At 65.0% G+C, this 21,116-nt stretch carries 3 protein-coding genes (1 of these 3 cut by a window edge); all 3 read right to left on the minus strand.

What is annotated here, in order from left to right; all coding sequences use genetic code 11:
* Window positions 1-102: 102 nt before the first annotated feature.
* Tightly spaced (each overlapping or abutting the next), the 3 genes in view from IFT47_RS23045 to IFT47_RS23055 form a layout consistent with a single transcriptional unit that may run on beyond the window.
* Entirely contained in the window at window positions 103-1,533 is a 1,431-nt protein-coding gene (locus IFT47_RS23045) for an aspartate aminotransferase family protein (protein WP_192174276.1), read from the minus strand.
* On the minus strand, window positions 1,526-17,704 hold the full coding sequence (locus tag IFT47_RS23050) for a non-ribosomal peptide synthase/polyketide synthase (RefSeq protein ID WP_244656034.1): 16,179 nt from the start codon (window positions 17,702-17,704) through the stop codon (window positions 1,526-1,528). The genes IFT47_RS23045 and IFT47_RS23050 overlap by 8 nt, the downstream gene beginning before the upstream one ends.
* A protein-coding gene (locus IFT47_RS23055) for a non-ribosomal peptide synthetase (protein WP_197984101.1) crosses the window boundary here: on the minus strand, window positions 17,704-21,116 show its final stretch. Its footprint extends 6,334 nt past the window's final position; 3,413 of the gene's 9,747 nt are visible here — the last part of the coding sequence; the start codon falls outside the window, past its right edge — the gene reads right to left on this strand; its stop codon occupies window positions 17,704-17,706. Before IFT47_RS23055 ends, IFT47_RS23050 begins: the two co-directional genes overlap by 1 nt.

Here is a 21,116-nt window from a genome sequence, read left to right on the forward strand (position 1 = left end):
AAATGTAACAAAGAACGTTTCTCATTACCATTCTTATCATAAAAAAAGGGCGAAGGGCCATCGCTGGTCCTACGCCCTGTTTCAACGCTGTTACACAAGGGTTTAACGCTGTTTGACGGCCGCTGAAACGGCGGCGGCAAAGATGTCGGCGATCTGGTCTATCTGCGCGGCGGTGACAATCAGCGGCGGCAGGAAGCGGATGACCGACGAGTGCCGCCCGCCCACTTCGATGATCAGCCCCCGCTGCAAACATTCACGCTGGATGGCCGAGGCCAGCGCGCCGCTGTGGGGGAAGTGGCCGAGGGCGTCGGGGCGGCCATCGAGATCGACCATTTCCACCCCGAGCATCAAGCCCATGCCGCGCACATCGCCCATCTGCGGATAGTCCTTCTGCAGCGAGTGCAGGTGGCCGATCAGACGCTCGCCCATGGCGGCGGCGTGCAGGTCCAGTTGCTGTTCGCGGACGATGCGCAGCGTTGTCGAACCGGCCACCATCGCCAGTTGATTGCCCCGGAAAGTGCCGGCGTGGGAGCCCGGTTTCCACACGTCCAGGGACTTGTTGTAGACCACCACCGCCATGGGCTGGCTGCCGCCGATGGCTTTGGACAGCACCAGCACGTCCGGCACGATGCCCGCGTGTTCGAAGGCAAACGGCTTGCCGGTGCGGCCGACGCCACACTGGATTTCGTCGAGAATCAGCGGCACGCCGGCGTCGCGGGTGATGCGGCGGATTTCCCGCAGCCAGTTCGCCGAGGTCGGCACCACACCGCCCTCCCCCTGCAGGGTTTCCAGAATCATCCCGGCGGGGGGCAACACACCGCTTTCCGGGTCGGTCAGCTGGTTCTCGATGTAATGCAGGCCGATGCGCTCGCCGGCTTCGCCACCGACGCCGAACGGACAGCGGTAGTCATAGGGAAACGGCAGGAACTGCGCGCCACCGGCCATGCCGTCCAGATAGGTCTTTGGCCCGAGATTGCCCATCAGCGCCAGCGCGCCCTGGGTCATGCCGTGATAGGCGCCGTGGTAAGCCATCAGATTGCTGCGTCCAGTGGCGGTGCGCACCAGTTTCAGCGCCGCTTCCACCGCATCGGTCCCGGCCGGCCCGCAGAACTGGATGCGCGCGTCCTTGGCGAACTCCTTCGGCAGCAACGCGAACAGCTCGTTGATGAAGTCGTCCTTGGCTTCGGTCATCAGGTCCAGGGTGTGCAGCGGGCGCTGGCCGTCGAGGGTGGCGCGCATGGCTTGGATCACCTCGGGGTGGTTATGCCCCAGCGCCAGGGTGCCGGCGCCGGCCAGGCAATCGATGAACCAGCGCCCTTCGCTGTCCTGCACGTGAATGCCCTGGGCGCGCTTGAGTTCCAGGGGAATGCGCCGCGGGTAGCTGCGCGCGTTGGATTCCACGGCGGCCTGCCGCTCCAGTCGCGGGGTCGGCGCAAAGCGGTAGTCGGCGTTGGCGACGGCGGCGTCCGGGCTGCTCGACAGCGCCTCGCTGTGGCGGGCGGCAATCGGCGTCACGTTGTGTTGGCTATGCATGTTCGTGCTCCTGGAAATCGTGGGAATGGGGGCGTTCGTTGACCTGCGCGAGGGCCTCGGCAAGTTGAGTGATGAACAGCTGATCACGGACGATCGAAAGGTGGTCGGCGTCGATCCAGGCCGAAACCTGCAAGCGAACACCCATGCCCTGCTCCAGAAGAGCCGGTGCGTTATCGTTATTTTCCGGCGAGCGCTCGGCCCACCAGGCGTAGACCGGCACGCTGAGGGCGTGGATCTGGCGGCATTGATTGGCCAACTGGCGCATGTGCCGCTCGACGCCGAGCAGCTGTTGCCAGTGCGCGTCGGCTTCCAGACCCTCGTCATCGGCGTCGAGAACCGGGGTTTCCGGCACGGCAGGACGCGGCTGACCGGCGCCCGGCACGTAACCGTCGATCAGGCCGACGAACTCGACGCGCTTGCCGAGTCGGGTCAGCAGCCGCGCCATTTCCAGCACCATCGTCCCGCCCATGGACCAGCCGATCAGCCGATATGGGCCGGACGGCTGCTGTTCGAGCAGCGCCTTGACGTAGTCGCGGGCCATTTGCTCGATGGAACTGTCGCGCCACTGGCCGTCCAGCACCTGGCGGTTCTGAATGCCCCACACGTCCCACTGCGCAGACAGTCGCCGGGCCAGTGCGTAGTAGCCGACCACCGTGCCGCTGACCGGGTGCACGCAGAACACCGGCGGCTTGTCGCTGGCGCCGCTGCTCAGACGAATCAATGGATTCGGCGCGCCGTCACGGCTGACGACCACGCTTTGCGGCGCGGCAGGTGTTGATGAAGGCAAGCTGTCCAGCAACGCCACCAACCCGTCGCGATATGACGTTTGCAGGCGTTCGATGGTCTGACGCTGATAACGCTGACCGCTGAAACGGAAGGTCAGCCCCAGTTGCCCGGCAAAGACCTGGCCGTTGATTTCCAGCTCGCGATTGAGCGGCGTGGACGGGGCGACCAGCGCGCCCGCCGACACCTTCGACGGCGAGAAGCGGCCATCGCCCAGGTCCTGATCGAACTGACCGAGGTAGTTGAACACCACCTTGGGCTCCGGCAGCGCGGCCAGTGACTGACGCGCCGAATCGTCGCCCAGATAACGCAGCAGGCCGAAACCGACGCCTTTGTCCGGCAAGCCCCGCAGGCTGTCTCGCACCCCGATCAGGGTCTGGCGGATATCGGCAGCGGCACGCACCCGCAGCGGGAACAGGCTGGTAAACCAGCCCACCGTGCGACCGACCTCCAGCCCCTCAGCCAAGGCTTCACGGCCGTGGCCTTCCAGTGCGACGAGGCTGTCAGGCTGGCCAGTCCAGCCCTTCAGCGCGTCGGCGAGCACCGCCAACAAAATTTCATCGGTGCGCGCTGCCAGTGCCGCCGGGGCTTCGCGCAGCAAGCGACGGGTCAGCCCCGCGTCCAGCAGCAGTTCGCACTGCTCAAGGTCCTGTTGCGTGGCGCGGCCTTCAGGGTGGTCCACCGGCCAGACCGGCTCGGCGGTGCCGACCTGTTTCAGCCACTGGCCCACTTCGGTTTGACGCTCAGGTGCCTGCGCCGCGTCGACCAGATGCCGCGCCCAGCGCTGGAAGCTGCTGGATTTCGGACCGAGATCCACCGCACCGCCCGAAGCGACCTGGGCGTACGCCCGCGCCAGATCTTCGAGCAACACCCGCCACGACACGCCATCGACCACCAGGTGATGGGCGACCAGCAACAGCTTTTGCCCTTCCGGCATCTGCGCCAGCACCACGCGCAGCACCGGACCGTCATGCAGATCGAGGCTGCGCTGGGCCTGTTCGCACAGCGCGGTCATGGCCCGCTCGTCGGCCACGTCACGCAGCCAGAGATTGTCGGCAGCCGAAGCGTCTCGATACTGTTGCTGCCAGCACCCGTCGGCGTGCTGATGGAAACTCAGGTTCAGGCCGTCGTGATGGCCCAGCAGCGCGACCAGCGCCTGGCTCAACAGCGCCGCCTCCAGTGGGCGCTGCACGTCCAGCAACAACGCCTGGTTGAAGTGAGCGCGGTTGGCCATCGGTTGCTCGAAGAAGTGCGCCTGAATCGGCGTCAACGGCAGCTCGCCCTTCGGCGCGTCTTCGATCAACAGCGCTGCGCTGGCCTCGATGACAGTCAGGTTCAGGGCCAGATCCTTGAGCCGGGGATGGCTGAACACGTCCTTCGGCAGAAGCTTGAAACCGACCTGACGCAGACGGGTGATGACCGCCAGCGACTGGATCGAATCGCCGCCCAGCTCGAAGAAGCTGTCCTGACGGCTGATGCTTTCAACCCCCAGCAACTGCTGCCAGACCCGCGCCAGCTCGACTTCGCGCTCACCTTCCGGCGCTTCGAAGGCCTGACTGCCGACCTGCGGATCAGGCAGCGCGTTGCGGTCCAGCTTGCCGTTGGGCAACTGCGGCAAGCGCGCCATGACCACGATGTGCGCCGGCACCATGTATTCCGGCAGGGTGTTTTTCAGCTGATCCTTCAGGCTGTCTTCAGACAAGTCGTTGCCACCGACATAGCCCAGCAACTGCTTGCCGTTGCCTTTGTCGCGCACGATCACCAGCGCTTCACGCACGCCCTCGCAGGCCTTGAGCGCCGCTTCGATTTCACCGGCCTCGATGCGGAAGCCACGGATCTTGATCTGGTGGTCGATACGGCCGAGGTATTCCAGCAGTCCTTCGCTGTTCAGGCGCACGCGGTCGCCGCTGCGGTAAATGCGTTCACCGGCGCGGAACGGGTGCGGCAGGAAGCGTTCAGCCGTTGCGCCCGGACGGTCCAGATAACCCCGCGCCACGGCGCCACCCAGATAGAGTTCGCCGGCAATGCCCTGGGGCAGCGGGTTCAAATCTGCGTCCATTACGTAGCCCTGACGATCCCCCACCAGATCACCAATCGGCGCGTACGCCGTGGTGAAATCAGCGGTCTCGGCGGAGGCCAGCCACAAGGTCGGCGTCACTACCGTTTCGGTCGGGCCGTAGCCGTTGATGATCCACAGCGGCTGCAAATTGCGAATCACGTCGTGAAGCATCTCGCGGCTGAAGGCTTCACCGGCGAAGCAGTAGGTTTTCACGCCCGGACCTTTGCCCTGCACGCCTGCCCAATCGGACAGCTGACGCAGGTAGCTCGGCGGGAACGACGCCACGGTGATGCCTTCGCGGATCAACGTGTCGTAGGTCTGCTCAACGCTCCACAGTTCCTGATCCCGCAGCACGACTCGGGCGCCGTAACACAGCGGCATCATCCAGCCTTCGTGGGCGCCGTCGAAGCTGATCGAGAGGAAGTGGAACTTGCGGTCTTCCGGGGTAAAGCGATAACGCTCGCCAATGGTCTGGATGTGCATCGAAATGTCGGCGTGGGCGATGGCTGCACCCTTTGGCTTGCCGGTCGAACCCGAGGTGTAAATCAGGTAGGCCAGTTGCTGCGGGTGAATCACCACATCCGGTGCCGTTTCCAGTTCGGACGAGCAATCGAGCTGATCGATGTTCAGCAACGGCACATCGCCGACGGGCACACGATCCAGCGCCGCATCGTGGCTGATCAACAGCTTCACGCCGCCGTCTTCGAGCATGTAGCGCAGGCGTTCGGTCGGGTAATCAGGGTCGAGCGGAATGTAAGCACCGCCCGACTTCAACACGGCGTAGAACGCCAGCCACAAATCAATCCCGCGCTCCATGGCAATCGCCACCCGAACTTCGGTGCCGATGCCTCTTGCGCGCAAGGCATGGGCCAGCTGATTGGCGCGTCGGTCGAACTCGGCAAAAGTCAGCCGCTGTTCGCCATGGACCAGCGCGATGGAGTCGGGACGACTACGCGCGTGCTCGGCGATCAGCTCGTGAATCGGCCGATCGACGTAAGGCGAAAACGCCGGCGTGTTCCACTGATCCAGCGCGGCCAGGTCCGTCTCGCCGAGCAACGGCAGGTCACCGATGGCGGCATGGGGCTGGGCGCAGATCGCCCGCAGCAACGTGACCAGTTGCTCGAACAGACGCGCCACGGTCGAGGCGTCGAACAGGTCGGTGGCGTAATCGAGGTAGCCGCTGATGCGGCCGTCGCGGTGTTCGAAGGTGCCCAGCACCAGATCGAATTGCGCGCCCTTGATGTCCCACTGGCGGGCTTCGCAGCTCAGGCCGTCGAATTGCAGCAGCGACAGATCCGGCTGTTGCTGGTGGTTGTAGCTGACCTGGAACAGCGGGTTGACGCTCAGGCTGCGCGCCGGTTGCAGCGCTTCCACCAGTTGCTCGAACGGCAGGTCCTGATGGGCGTGGGCGCCGAGCAGGTTGTCCTTGACCTGGGCCAGCAGCGCGGTGAACGGCTGGTCGCCGCTGACCTGGGCGCGCAGCACCAGGGTGTTGACGAAGAAGCCGATCAGGCCTTGGGTCTGCACCTCGGCACGCCCCGCCACCGGCGCGCCGATGCGCAGATCGCGCTGGCCGCTGAGGCGATAAAGCAGCGTGTCGAACGAGGCCAGGAACAGCATGAACAGCGTGGCGTCGTGGGCTTTCGCGGTATGGCGCAGCGTGTCGGCCAGGTCTTGCGGCAGCACGAAGGCATGGCGCCCGCCTTTGCCGTCGCGTTCGGCGGGACGCGAACGGTCCGCCGGCAGTTCCAGCACCGGCTGTTCGTCACCCAAGGCTTCACGCCACCAGTTCAACTGACGCTCACGCTCGGCGCCGCTCAGGTGTTCACGCTGCCACGCGGCGTAGTCGGCGTATTGCACGCTGAGCTCTGTAAGTTGCAGCTCAGCCAGTTGCACGTCGCTGCCTTGGGCAAACCGGCGATACAGCGTGGCGAAGTCTTCGAGCATGACCTGCACCGACCAGCCGTCGGAGATGATGTGGTGCATGCACAGCAGCAGGCGCCATTGATCGTCCGCCACCCGCGCCAGCGCCACCCGCCACGGCGCGCGCTCGGCGTTGAGGTCGAAGGGCTGATTCATGAACGCCTCGGCCAGCGCGTCGAATGCAACTTCCGGCGTATCGCTGTCGCGCAGGTCATGACGGGCGATGTGCACGCTGCTGACCGGCAAAACCCGCTGCTGCGGCACCGCCTCCCCGTTTTGCATCGGCGACGGGCGGAAGCAGGTGCGCAAGGTTTCGTGACGGGCCGCGAGGGCGTCGAAGGTCTGCTGCAGGGCATCGAGCTTCAGCGCGCCGCTGAGGTTGAGCACGCACGGCAGGTTGTACGCAACACTGTCGGGCTCCAGTTGCGCAAGGAACCACAGCCGCTGCTGGGCGAAGGACTGCGGGGCGAACTCGCGGTCGGTGCGCGGCTGCAGAACCGGCATCGCCGTGGCGAGCGCCTGGGTATTCAGGTACTGCGCCAGACCGGCGAGGACCGGCGACTCGAACAGCGCACGCAGGGGCAGCTCAAGCTGCAGGTCGCGGCGGATCTGCGCCACCAGCTGGATGCCGAGCAGCGAGTGCCCGCCGAGGGCAAAGAAGTTGTCCTGACGCCCGACCTGGGCGACGCCGAGCAGCTCTTGCCACAGTGCGGCCAGTTGGGTTTCGACGCCGGCCAGTGGCGCTTCGAAGCTGCGCTGCTGGATCTGTGGATCGGGCAGCGCCTTGCGATCGAGCTTGCCGTTGGCGGACAGCGGCAGAGTGTCCAGCGTGACGAAGTGGGCCGGGACCATGTAGTCCGGCAGGCGCTGTTTCAGCTGGGTGCGCAGGTGTTCTTCGTCGAAATCGTCGGCAACCAGATAGCCCACCAGCTGCATGCCGGTGGCGAGTTCACGGGCAACAACCACCGCTTCGCTGACCGCCGGGTAATCCAGCAGCGCCGCTTCGATCTCGCCGATTTCCACGCGCAGGCCGCGCAGTTTGATCTGGTGATCGAGACGGCCAAGGTATTCCACCACGCCGTCCGCACGCCAGCGCGCCAGGTCACCGGTGCGATACAGCCGCTCGCCGGTGCCGAATGGGCTGGCAACGAAACGCTCGGCGGTCAGGCCGGGACGCAGGTGATAACCGCGCGCCAGGCCGTCGCCGCCGATGTACAGCTCGCCCGGTACGCCGATGGGTTGCGGATTGAGGCGGCTGTCGAGGATGTGGATCTGCAGGTTGTTGATCGGGCGGCCGATAGGCACGGAAATGCCCGGCTCATCAACGCAGGTCCAGTGGGTGACATCGATGGCGGCTTCCGTCGGGCCATACAGGTTGAACAGGCCGGCATTCGGCAGGCGCTGCAGGGTTTCGCGGGCCAGATCGGCAGGCAAGGCTTCGCCGCTGCACACGATACGTTTCAGGGAGGCACAGCCGGTGAGATCGTCCTGGGCCATGAAGGCACCGAGCATCGACGGGACGAAGTGCAGCGTGGTGATCTGCTGTTTTTCGATCAGCTTGGTGAGCGCAACAGGATCGCGGTGATCACCCGGCTGAGCGACCACCAGACGCGCGCCGACCATCAACGGCCAGAAGAACTCCCACACCGACACGTCGAAACTGAACGGTGTTTTTTGCAGCACGGTGTCGGTTGCATCGAGCGCGTAGGCTTCTTGCATCCAGGCCAAACGGTTGAACAGCGCCGCGTGAGTGTTGCCCGCGCCTTTCGGTTTTCCCGTCGAGCCAGAGGTGTAAATCATGTAGGCCAGTTGCTCGGGGTGCAGCTCTACAGCAGGCGCGGTGAAGGGATAAGACGCCAGCGCCAGATGATCCAGATTTACGACACGAAGGCCTTCCACAACCGGCAGATCATCAATCACCGCATCGTGACTCAGCAGCAAGCCGATCCCTGCGTCTTCGAGCATGTAGCGCAGACGATCCGCCGGGTACTCCGGATCAAGCGGCACGTACGCCCCGCCGGCTTTCAACACCCCGTACAGCGCCACCACCATTTCCACCGAACGCAACGCCGCCACGCCCACCAGGGATTCGCGCCCGACGCCCTGCTCGCGAAGGTAATGGGCCAGTTGGTTCGCGCGCTGATCCAGGTCGCGATAACTCAACACCTCCTCGCCAAAGCGCAACGCTTCCCGCTCGGGATACAGCTGCGCCAGCCGCTCAAAATGCTGATGCACAAACGGCTCCGAGTCCCAATCACGCGCCGTGTCATTGACCAGCGCCAACTGCGCGCGGTCTTCAGCATCCAGCAACTCGAAGTCGCCAATTGCCGCGTCCGGCTGCTCGATCAACTCGATAAACAGCTGCTCAAAGCGGGCATGCAAGCGCTCGATGCTGCCGTGATCAAACAGGTCCGTGGCGTAGTTCCACGACCCACCCAGCCCGCCGTCGGCGTCCTCAAAGGTGTTCAACGCCAGGTCGAACTGGCTGCTGCCGTCGTCCAGCGGCAGCACGTCGGCACGCAGGCCGGGCAATCCAGCGAGGGATTCGAAGTCCTGCTGCTGGTGATCGTAGGCCACCTGGAACAGTGGGTTATGGCTCAGGCTGCGGTGGGGTTGCAGCACTTCGACCAGTTGCTCGAACGGCAGGTCCTGATGGGCCTGGGCACCGAGGGTCCGCGCCTTGGCCTGTTCCAGCACCTGGCGATAGGTCAGCTCGGCAGACACCTCGGCCCGCAGCACCTGAGTGCTGACGAAAAAGCCGATCAGCCCTTCGACTTCCAGCCGCGAACGGCCGGCAATCGGCACGCCGATGCGCAGGTCGTTCTGGCCGCTCAGGCGGTGCAGCAACACTTGATAGGCCGACAGAATCGCCATGAACGGCGTGATGCCCTGTTGTCTGGCGAACTCGCGCAGGCGCTGACTGAACGCGATATCGAAGGCGAACAGCACGCGATCACCGCGATAGCTTTGCTGGGGCGGACGCGGTCGGTCGGTCGGCAGTTCCAGCACGGGATGCTCGTCACGCAGTTGCTCGCGCCAGTAGTTCAACTGCCGCTCGCCCTCACCCGCCGCCAGCCACTCGCGCTGCCATGCGGCAAAGTCGGCGTATTGCACCGGCAATGGCGCGAGTTGCGGCGCGCGGTTTTCCACGGCCGCGCGGTACAGCTCGCAGAATTCCTGCAGCAGCACGCGCACCGACCAACCGTCCGAGATCATGTGGTGCAGGCACAGCAGCAAGCGCTGTTCGTCGGCCGCAACCCGCACCAGCGCCAGTCGCCAGACCGGGCTGCGCGAAAGCTCGAACGGACGCTTGACGAAGTCTTGAGCCAGGGCGTTGAAGGCTGCGTCGATATCTCCTTCATGGCTGATAGCCAGCCGCTCGATCTCTACCCTTGAGGCAGGCTCGATTTGTTGCATCGGCACGCCCTCGACCGCCAGGAACCGCGTGCGCAGCACCTCATGGCGCGCGGTGAGGCCGTCGAATGCCGCTTGCAACGCAACCTCGTTCAGCTCGCCGCACAAGCGCACGGCGCCCGGCAGGTTGTAGGCATGGCCGCCGGGTTGCAGCTGATCGAGGAACCACAGGCGCTGTTGGGAGAACGACTGCACGGCCCGGTCTTGCGAACGTGCGGTCAGCTCAAGCTGCTTGGCATCGGTGGGTGCCAACCCGGCAATGCGCTGGGCGAAATCACTGAGGCGCGGCGCGTCGAACAGCGCGCGCAACGGCACGCTCAGTTGATGCTCATGGCGCAGCCGGGAAATCAGCTGCATCGCCAGCAGCGAGTGGCCGCCGAGCTCGAAAAAGTGATCGTTGCGGCCGACGGCGTCGATGCCCAGCAGTGGCTGCCACAGCGCCGCCAATTGCTGTTCGAGTAGCGTTTGCGGCGCCTGATAGTCGCTGGAGATCACCTGCGGATCGGGCAGCGCGTTGCGGTCGAGCTTGCCGTTAGGCAACTGCGGCAGGCGCTCCATGACCACGATGTGCGCCGGGACCATGTATTCCGGCAGAGTGTTTTTCAGCTGCTGCTTGAGGCTGTCCTCGGCCAGACCGTTGCCGCCGACATAACCGAGCAAGACCTTGCCGTTTGTGCTGTCACGGACGATGACCAAGGCCTCGCGAACGCCCTCGCAGGTTTTCAGCGCGGCTTCGATCTCACCGGCTTCGATGCGGAAACCGCGGATCTTGATCTGGTGGTCGATACGGCCGAGGTATTCCAGCAGCCCTTCGCTGTTCAGGCGCACGCGGTCGCCGCTGCGGTAAATGCGTTCACCGGCGCGGAACGGGTGCGGCAGGAAACGCTCTGCCGTTGCGCCCGGACGGTCCAGATAACCCCGCGCCACGGCGCCGCCGAGGTACAGCTCACCGGCAATGCCTTGGGGCAGCGGGTTCAGATCCGCGTCCATCACGTAGCCTTGACGATCGCCGACCAGATCACCGATCGGCGCGTAGGCCGTGGTGAAGTCGGCAGTTTCAGCAGACGCCAGCCACAAAGTCGGCGTGACCACGGTTTCGGTCGGACCGTAGCCGTTGATGATCCACAGCGGCTGCAAATTGCGAATCACGTCGTGAAGCATCTCGCGGCTGAAGGCTTCACCGGCGAAGCAGTAGGTTTTCACCCCAGGACCCTTGCCCTGCACGCCGGCCCAGTCGGACAGCTGACGCAGGTAGCTCGGCGGGAACGAGGCGACGGTGATGCCTTCGCGAATCAGCGTGTCGTAGGTCTGCTCGACGCTCCACAGTTCCTGATCGCGCAGCACCACGCGGGCGCCGTAACACAGCGGCATCATCCAGCCTTCGTGGGCGCCGTCGAAGCTGATCGACAGGAAGTGGAATTTGCGGTCTTCCGGCGTAAAGCGATAACGCTCGCCGATGGTCTGGATGTGCATCGAGATGTCGGCGTGGGCGATGGCTGCGCCTTTTGGCTTGCCGGTGGAGCCCGAGGTGTAAATCAGGTAGGCCAGTTGCTGCGGATGGATCGTGACGTCCGGGGCTGTGAATGGCTCGGATGAGCAGTCCAGTTCGTCCAGATTGAGCAGCGGCACATCACCCACGGGCACACGATCCAGCGCCGCATCGTGGCTGATCAGCAGCTTCACGCCGCCGTCTTCGAGCATGTAGCGCAGGCGCTCGGTCGGGTAATCCGGGTCGAGCGGGATGTAGGCGCCCCCGGCTTTCAATACGGCATAAAACGCCAGCCACAGATCAATCCCGCGCTCCATGGCAATCGCCACGCGCACTTCGGTGCCGATGCCCCGGGCGCGCAAGGCGTGGGCCAGTTGGTTGGCGCGTCGGTCAAACTCGGCGAAGGTCAGGCGCTGTTCACTGTGGACCAGCGCAATCGCGTCAGGCCGAATGCGCGCGTGGTCAGCAATCAGCTCATGGATCGGTCGATCCACGTAGGGCGAGAACGGCGGCGTGTTCCAGGCGTGCATCGCGCTGATGTCGCGTTCGGTGAGCATCGACAGCTCGCCGATGCGCGCCTCGGGGAAGCGGCAGAGGCCGTCCAGCAACGCCTGAAAATGCCCGCACAAACGCTCGATCTGCGCGGCGCTGAACACGTTGCTGTGGTAGTTGACGTGAACGTGGGCCTGCTCGCCCGCCACCACGGCCAGGCTCAACGGGTAGTGGGTCTTGTCGCTGAGTTCGACGGAACCCAGGTTGACACCGTTGGCCTGCTTGTCCCGCAGCACCGCGTCCACCGGGTAGTTTTCGAACACCAGCAGGCTGTCGAACAGGTCGCGACCGGCGTGGCCCGCGTAACGCTGGGCCTCGAACAGCGGCGTGTGTTCGTGCTCGCGCAGTTCCAGGTTGTGGGCCTGCAGGTCATTGAGCCAATCGCCGACCTTCTGCTGCGCTTGCGGCGCCTGCACCAGCGGCAGGGTGTTGATGAACAGCCCGAGCATGCGCTCGATGCCCGGCACCTGCGCGGAACGACCGGACACCGTGGCGCCGAACGCCACGCGTTGTTGCCCGGTGTAGCGCTGCAACAGCAGGACCCAGACCGCTTGAATCAGCGTATTGACGGTCACGCGCTGACGGCGCGCGGCGCTGTTCAGCAGTTCGCTGTTCAGGTCCATGGAAGTGACCCGCACCTGATTCGGCAACGGTTCGCCAGTGGCGGATGTCGGCGCGGTCAGGGCTGCTGCCATCATGGTCGGTTGGTCGAAACCGGCCAGGTGGGTCTGCCAGAAGGTCTTGCTGCCCTCGGCATCGCGGCTCAGCAGCCATTCGACGTAATCCGCGTAATGCCCGGCGGGTTGCGGCGTGGCGTCGGACATCGCCGCCTGAATCACCTCCCCCAGCACCGCCGCGCTGCTCCAGCCGTCCAGCAGAATGTGGTGGAAGGTCCAGACCAGTTTCCACAGCGTCTCGCTCTGGCGAACCAGCAACACGCGCATCAGCGGCGCGGCGTGCAGGTCGAACGGGGTTTCCCGCTCGGCCACCAGCACGTCCGCGAGGGATTGATCGCCAGCGCGCAGGTCAAGTTCGCGCACGACCAGCGCAGCATCGCGACGAATCAGCTGCACTGGTTGTTCGCTGCCAGGCACGCGCAGGAACGCCGCGCGCAGGATCGGATGACGCTGCACCGCCGCGGCCCACGCCGATTTGAAGCGGGCCACCGGCAGGTGTTCGATGTCCAGCGCCACCTGATTGATGTACAGGTCGCGAGCGCTGGCGGGATCGGCGAACTCGCTGCCGCTCAGCTCGGTGTGGAACAGCAGGCCTTGCTGCATCGGGGTCAGTGGGTACAGCTGTTCGATGTCCCAAGCCGCAACCGGGAGTGCATCGAGTTGTGCCTGAGTCAGAGCAAGTGCCGGGAAGTCCGACGGGGTGACCGCAGAGTGCCGACGGCAGTGTTCGATCACCCCGTCCAGCGCTTCGGCATAGGCGTCGAGCAGGCGTTGAATCGACGCGGACTCGTGGCGCTCGTCGCTGAAGCTGCAGGTCAGGCTGAATTGGCCGTCACGGATCTGCGCGTCGATGGACAGCTCGCCATTGAGCGGCGCATCGGCGGCGCGCTGGGCACCGCTGCCCTCCTCGGCCAGACTGAAAAGCCCGCTGCTGTGTTGCAGCCGGCCCATGTAATTGAACAGCACGCAGCCGTCCAGCGCCGGCAAGGCTTCGCCGCGCAGATGGCGCAACAGGCCATAACCCAGGCCGCCATTGGGCACGGCGCGCAGGGTTTCCTTGGTGTGTTTGAGGGCGGCGTCGAGGTCGTCGTCGGCATGCAGGCTGACCGGGTACAGGCTGGTGAACCAGCCGACGGTGCGCGCCGGATCAACGCCGTCGAACAGGTCTTCGCGGCCATGGCCTTCCAGGGCGATCATCGCCTGGGATACGCCGCTCCAGCGCTTCATCGCCCGGACCAGCGCGGTCAGCAGCAGGTCGTTGATCTGCGTGCGATACGCCGCCGGGGCCTCGCTGATCAGCCGGTCAGTGCGAGCAACGTCCAGTTGCAGGTGCAGTTGACGCACGTGGTTTTGGCGCGCTTCGCCCTGGAGATTGGCGCACGGCAATGCGGGGGCTGACGGAAGGTTGCGCCAGTAATCGGCTTCGGCGAGCACGGCGTCGCTGTAGGCGAAATCCAGCAAGCGGTTGGCCCAGCGCTGGAACGACGCGGTCTTGTCGCCGAGGTCGATAGTGAGTCCTGCTTGCGCCTGGGTGTAGGCGTTTTGCAGGTCCTCCAGCAGGATGCGCCACGACACGCCATCCACCACCAGGTGATGAACCACCAGCAACAGACGCTCGCCGCCTTCGGCCAGGGTGAAATGCACGGCGCGAAGCAGCGGGCCGTCTCTCAGATCGAGGCTGGTTTGGGCTTCGTCGCAGGCCGCGGTCAGCTCGTTCAGGGGGATTTCACGCTGCCAGATCAGGCCGTTTCGGGACTGCTCGTCAGTAGAAAGCTCTGCACGATAGCGTTGCTGCCACTGGCCGTTGTCCTGCTGCACAAACCTCATGCGCAGGGCATCGTGATGGTTAAGTATGGCGTGAAGGGCCTGGGTCAGCGCCGGAAGGTCCAGGGCTTCGCTCGGGTTCAACAGCAGCGACTGATTCCAGTGACTGCGGTTCTTCATCGGTTGCTGGAAGAACCAGTGCTGAATCGGCGTCAGCGGGATGTCGCGGTTCAGCTCGATGCGCTCAACTGCGGGCGCGTCCTGAGTGACCACCTGCGCGACCTGGGCCAGCTCGGCGATGGTCTGGCGTTCGAACATCTGCCGGGGCGACAGCACGATGCCGGCCTTGCGGGCGCGGGAGATGATCTGCAGGCTGAGGATCGAGTCGCCGCCGAGGGCAAAGAAGTTGTCCTGACGACCGACCTGGGCGACGCCGAGCAGGTCTTGCCACAACGCCGCCAGTTGGGTTTCGACCCCGGCCAGCGGTGCTTCGAAGGCGCGCTGCTGGATCTGCGGGTCTGGCAGTGCCTTGCGGTCGAGCTTGCCGTTGGCCGACAGCGGCAGGCTGTCCAGGGTGACGAAGTGCGCCGGGACCATGTAGTCCGGCAGGCGCTGTTTCAGCTGGGTGCGCAGGTGTTCTTCGTCGAAATCGTCGGCCACCAGATAGGCAACCAGTTGCATACCCGTGCTGAGTTCACGGGCGATGACGACGGCTTCGCTGACCGCTGGGTGGTCCAGCAGCGCCGCTTCGATTTCGCCGATTTCTACGCGCAAGCCGCGCAGTTTGATCTGGTGATCGAGACGGCCGAGGTATTCCACCACGCCGTCGGCACGCCAGCGGGCCAGGTCACCGGTGCGATACAGCCGCTCGCCTTTACCAAACGGGCTGGCACCGAAGCGCTCGGCAGTCAGTCCCGGACGCAGGTGATAGCCGCGAGCCAGACCGTCGCCGCCGATGTACAGTTCGCCGGGAACGCCGATGGGCTGCGGATTGAGGCGGCTGTCGAGGATGTGGATCTGCAGATTGCTGATTGGGGCGCCGATCGGGACGGAAACGCCCGGTTCATCCACGCAGGTCCAGTGGGTGACGTCGATGGCCGCTTCGGTCGGGCCGTACAGGTTAAAAAGGCCTGCATTTGGCAGGCGCTGCAGGGTTTCCCGGGCCAGATCGGCAGGCAAGGCTTCGCCACTGCACACGATGCGTTTCAGCGAAGCGCAGCCGCTCAGATCGTCCTGAGCCATGAAGGCACCGAGCATCGACGGGACGAAGTGCAGCGTGGTGATGTGCTGTTGTTCGATCAAGGATTTCAACAGCAGCGGATCGCGATGATCACCTGGCTGAGCTACCACCAGACGCGCGCCAACCATCAACGGCCAGAAGAACTCCCAGACCGACACGTCAAAACTGAAGGGCGTTTTTTGCAGTACCGCGTCGGTGGTGTCGAGGGAATAAGCGTCCTGCATCCAGGCCAAACGGTTGAACAGCGCCGCGTGAGTGTTGCCCGCGCCTTTCGGTTTCCCCGTCGAACCGGAGGTGTAAATCATGTAGGCCAGTTGTTCGGGGTGCAGATCAACCATCGGGGCCGTAACGGGATAAGCCGCCAACGCCAGATGATCCAGATTCAGCACCCGCAGCTCTTCAACAATCGGCAGGTCATTGATGACCCCATCGTGGCTCAGCAGCAGACCAATTCCGGCATCTTCCAGCATGTAGCGCAGACGATCAGCGGGATATTCAGGGTCCAGCGGCACATAAGCGGCACCGGCTTTCAGCACCGCATACAGCGCAACCACCATTTCCACCGAACGCAACGCCGCGACGCCGACCAGCGACTCCCGGCCGACGCCCTGCTCCCGAAGGTAATGCGCCAGTTGATTCCCGCGCTGATCCAGCGCCTGATAACTCAGCACCTTATCGCCAAAGCGCACCGCCTCCCGCTCGGGATGCACCTGCGCCAGATGCTCAAAGTGGCGATGAACAAACGGCTCGGCCCCCCACTCCCGCGCCGTGTCGTTCACCGACAACAACTGCGCGCGGTCCTCAACATCCAGCAATTCGAAATCGCCAATCGCAATGTCCGGCCGCTCCAGCAACTCGGCAAACAGCTGCTCAAAACGCCCATGCAGGCGCTCGATGCTGCCGTGATCAAACAGATCCGTGGCGTAATTCCAGTTACCCGCCAGTTCCCCCGCCGCGTTTTCCCAGGTGTGCAGCGCCAGGTCGAACTGCGCGCTGCCGTTGTCCAGCGGCATCAGCGTGGCGTTGAGGCCGGGCATCAATTGCAGCGCTTCGTCCTGGCGTTGCTGATGGTTGTAGAGCACCTGGAACAGCGGGTTGTGGCTGAGGCTGCGCTCGGGCGCCAGGGCGTCGACCAGTTGCTCGAACGGCAGGTCCTGATGGGCTTGGGCGCCCTGGGACGCCAGGCGAACGCTGTCGATGATCTGCTTGAAACTGGCGTCGGCCTGGACATCGCCGCGCAGAATCTGGGTGTTGACGAAGAAGCCGATCAGACCCTCGGTTTCGGCGCGCTGACGCCCGGCAATGGGTACGCCGATGCGCAGATCGGTCTGCCCGCTCAGCCGTTGCAACAGCACTTGATAGGCCGCGAGCAGGACGGTGAAGAGTGTCACGCCGCGCTGGCGGGCCAGTTCACGCATGCGGCCGGACAGCGCCGCGTCGAAGCTGAACGGCAGGCGCGCGCCGCGGAAACTCTGGCGCGCCGGGCGTGGACGGTCCGCTGGCAGTTCCAGCACCGGCGGCTCGTCGCCCAGTTGCTGCTGCCAGTAGGCGAGTTGCCGATCACCCTCGCCCGCGTCCAGACAGGCACGCTGCCACAGGGCGACGTCGGCGTAGCTCAGAGGCAGCGGTGGCAGTGAGTCAGTGTCGTTTTGAAGGGCAGCGCGATAGGCTTCGACGAAATCCAGCAGCAGCACTTGAATCGACCAACCGTCGGCGATGATGTGGTGCAGACACACCAGCAACACATGCTCATCCGGGCCGCGTTCGATCAACGCCACACGCCACAGCGGGCCCTGGGCCAGGTCGAACGGGCGTCGGGCGAACGCATCGGCCAGCGCCTGCATTTCGGCTTCGTCAGCTGCGTGCAGACGTTCGAATGGCAACGACTGATCGCCGAGAATCACCTGCTCCGGCGTGCCGTCTTCAGCGGTGGCAAACACCGTGCGCAGGCTGGCATGACGCTCGGCCACGCGCTCGAACGCCGTTCGTACGGCTGCAACATTCAGCTCGCCTTTTAGGCGCAAGGCACCCGGCAGGTGATAGGTGCTGTTGCCCGGTTCCAGTTGTTCGAGAAACCACAAACGCTGTTGGGAAAACGACGCCGGGCTGCGCTCGCCCGCCACGCCCGGTGGCACCGGCAACGACGACGCGTCCAGGCCCTGCTCACGCAGCTTGTTCAGAAACACCCGACGCTGAGCGCTGCCAAGGCTGAGGAAACGCGTGGCCAGGGCCAGCAGCTTGCTCCGGGAAGTCATGCTCGGTTGCGACATCAGTTGCTTTCCTCCAGCTCATTCATTAACTCGTCCAGGGCATCGAGCCGGTCGAGTGTCAGGGTCTGCCCCTGCAAGGTGTCGATCAGCGCCGCCTGGGCGGCGACGGTGGTGGCTTCGAAGGCCTGGGCCAGCGGTATGCTCACGCCGAGGCGCTCGCGAATCCGCGACAGCAGCCGCGTCGCCAGCAACGAATGGCCACCCAGTTCAAAGAAGTTGTCGTGACGATCGACCTGCTCGATCTTCAGCAGGCTCTGCCAGAGTTCTGCGAGGACTTCCTCGCGCTCGCCCTGTGGCGCTTCGAACTCGCGTTCTTCCAGGCTCGGCGCCGGCAGCGCCTTGCGGTCGAGCTTGCCGTTGGCGTTGCGCGGCATCTGCGCCAGCACGACGATGTGCGCCGGCACCATGAACGCCGGCAGGGTTTGCGCCAGCGCGGTTTTCAGCACGTCGCTGGACAGCGCCTGCCGGGCCTCGGCGACCACATAGGCCACCAGTTGCGGGCCGTGGGCCGTCGGTTGCGCGCTGACCACGGCGTCGTGCACCGAGGGTTGCGCCAACAGCAGGTTTTCGATTTCGCCCAGCTCAATGCGCTGGCCGCGAATCTTCACCTGGAAGTCCGCGCGGCCGACGTATTCCAGCGCGCCGTCGGCGTTCCAGCGGGCCAGGTCGCCGCTGCGATACAGCCGCGCACCCGCCTCGCCAAACGGATCCGGCAGGAAGCGCTCGGCGGTCAGCCCTGGCCGCGCGGCATAGCCACGGCCCACTCCGACGCCGCCGATGTACAGCTCGCCCACCACACCGGGCGCGGCCAGTTGCAGGTTGGAATCCAGCACGTAAAGGCAGTTGTTGTCGGTGGGTCGGCCGATCGGCATGTTGGCGTTGAGCGCCGGCGCGGCGATCAGGGTGTGCAGCGCGACATCGTCGGCGCACTCCGCCGGGCCGTAGGCGTTGACCAGCGGCACCTCGGGGTAGCGCGCAAACCAGCGCGCGGCGAGGTCGGTGGTCAGCGCTTCACCCGTCGGCAGCAGCCAGCGCAAGGCATCGAGCCGCTGGGGCGCGACCGCGAGCATGGCGTCGATCACCGCCGGCACGCACTCCAGCACGCTGACCTGATTGGCCGCCACTTCTTCCAGCAGCCGTTGCGGGTCCTGCACCACGGCGTCCGGCAGAATCTCCACGCGCCCGCCGAACAGCGGTGCCGTCAGGAACTGCCACACGGAAATGTCGAAGCCGGTGGCGGCGGTCTGGGCAATGACATCGCCCTCGCCCAGACGCAGATACGGCAGCTTGGACATCTGGTTGTTGAGCATGCCGCGCTGGTTGACCATCACCCCTTTCGGCTCACCGGTGGAGCCGGAGGTGTAGATGACGTAAGCCAGTTGCTCGGCCGTCGCGTAGCGGCCGGGGTTCTGGTCAGCAAGGGAATCGCTTCCGGCCAGCACGTCCTCAAGCACCCGCACACGGGGCTTGCGTTCAGCCAGCGCAACAATCGCCTCGACCTGGGGCAGACATTCGCGGGGCGTCAGCAATACCGGCGCGGCGCTGCTGACCAACATGCGCGCGCTGCGCCCGGCCGGGTGACGATCATCCAGGGCCAGATAGGCCGCACCGGCCTTGAACGCGCCGACGATCATGCTCAACAACGGCAGGCCGCGCGGTGCAAACAGCGCCACTACATCATCGCCCTGCACGCCCGCTGCGATCAGGCCATGACCGATGCGGTTGGCCTGACGATTCAGCTCGCGGTAGGTCAGGCTGTGACCCTGACAGCGCGCCACTTCCTGGGCAGGATGGGCCAGCACCCGCGCCTCGAAACGCTCCAGGTAGCTGATGTCGTACCAGTGTTTTTGCACCGGGCCGAGCCCTTGGGCCAGCAACTGCTCGCGCTCCGTTTGCTCAAGGATCTGCAACTGACTCAGCGTCTGCTGCGGGTTGTCGATCAACTGCGTGAGCAGACGACGGAAGTGGCTGACCAGCGTGCCCATGTCGGCGTCGTTGAAGTGCCGGGTGTCGTAGGTCAGCTGCAGTTGCAGGGATTCGCCCGGCAGCAGCACCACGGTCAACGGGTAGTTGGTGTGGGTGCGGTTGGCCAGCGGGTTGATGCGGTATTCGTTCACGGCCTGCTGCACCTCGGCGCCCAACGGAACGTTCTCGAAAACAAACAGGCTGTCGAACAGCGGCTGGCCGCGCGGGGTGTCGGCGAGCAGCTGAATGTCGGCCAGGGACAGGTGTTCGTGCTGACGCATGTCGGCGTTCTGTCCCTGCAAGGCGTTGAGCAAGTCCAGCGCCGAGGCGCCGATGCCGGGCCGGCGGATGCGCAGCGGCAAGGTGTTGATGAACAGCCCCAGTGCGCCTTCGATGCCTTCCAGCTCGGTCGGACGACCGGCCACGGTGACGCCGAACAGCACTTCGTCGCGGTCGGCATGGCGCATCAGCAACAAGGCCCAGGCGGCCTGCACGAAGGTGTTGGCGGTCAGGCGATGCTGACGCGCTTGTTCGGCGAGTTTTGCGGTCTGCTCGACGCCCAGCGCCAGGGTGACGTCGCGCATCTGCGTTTCACCCTGCTGGTTACGCTGCACACTGTGGCGGTACGGCAGCGGCGTGACGTCGGTGAAGCCCGCCAGCGCGTTGCGCCAGTAATCACGGCTCACCGCTTCGTCCTGCTCGGCGAGCCAGGCGAGGAAGTCGCGATACGGCCGCGCCGGCGGCAGGCTGACCTGTCGGCCATCAAGGAACGCACGGTAATGGGCGAAGAATTCGGTGAGCATCAGGCCCCGGCACCAAGCGTCGATCAGCGCGTGGTGGTGGCTCTGGAGGATACGGAAGTCCGCCTCGCCGAACTTGATCAGGCGCAGGCGCAGCAACGGCGCGCGGGCGAAATCGAAGCCCTGCTCGCGCTCGCTTTTCAGCAGCTCTTCAAGCTCGGCTTCGGCGGCGGCGCGGGACAGATGGCTGAGGTCGATCAGTTGCACCGGCGACGGCACGCGACGCATGACAATCTGACGCTGCACGCCGCTCTCCAGGCCGTGAAACGCCGTGCGCAACGCCGGGTGGCGCTGCACCACGTGCTGCCAGGCGAACTTGAACGCGTCGAAATCCACGTGGGCGCCGACGTCGTACTGGTCCTGCATCAGGTAGATGCCGTTGCCCTGCTCCAGCAGGCTGTGCAGCAAAATGCCCTGCTGCATCGGCGCCAGCGGCAGGATGTCTTCGATCTCCCGCGCGGGAATGCCCAGCCCGTCGAGCTGATCCTGATTCAGGCCGGCCAGAGGGAAGTCAGACGGCGTCAGGCCGGCGTTGGATTCATCGCCGCAATGGGCGATCAGCTGCAGCAGCTGTGCTTCATACAGCGCCACCAGTTGCTCGATGCTGTCGCGGTTGAAGCGCGCGCGGCTGAAGGTCCAGTCCAGCT

The sequence above is a fragment of the Pseudomonas sp. CFBP 13711 genome, from assembly GCF_014842265.1.
GTDB lineage: Bacteria > Pseudomonadota > Gammaproteobacteria > Pseudomonadales > Pseudomonadaceae > Aquipseudomonas.

Bases quoted from the DNA above. Each gene is read 5' to 3' on its own strand.
- IFT47_RS23050 (WP_244656034.1), bottom strand. From the start codon at position 17,704: ATGTCGCAACCGAGCATGACTTCCCGGAGCAAGCTGCTGGCCCTGGCC.
- IFT47_RS23045 (WP_192174276.1), bottom strand. From the start codon at position 1,533: ATGCATAGCCAACACAACGTGACGCCGATTGCCGCCCGCCACAGCGAG.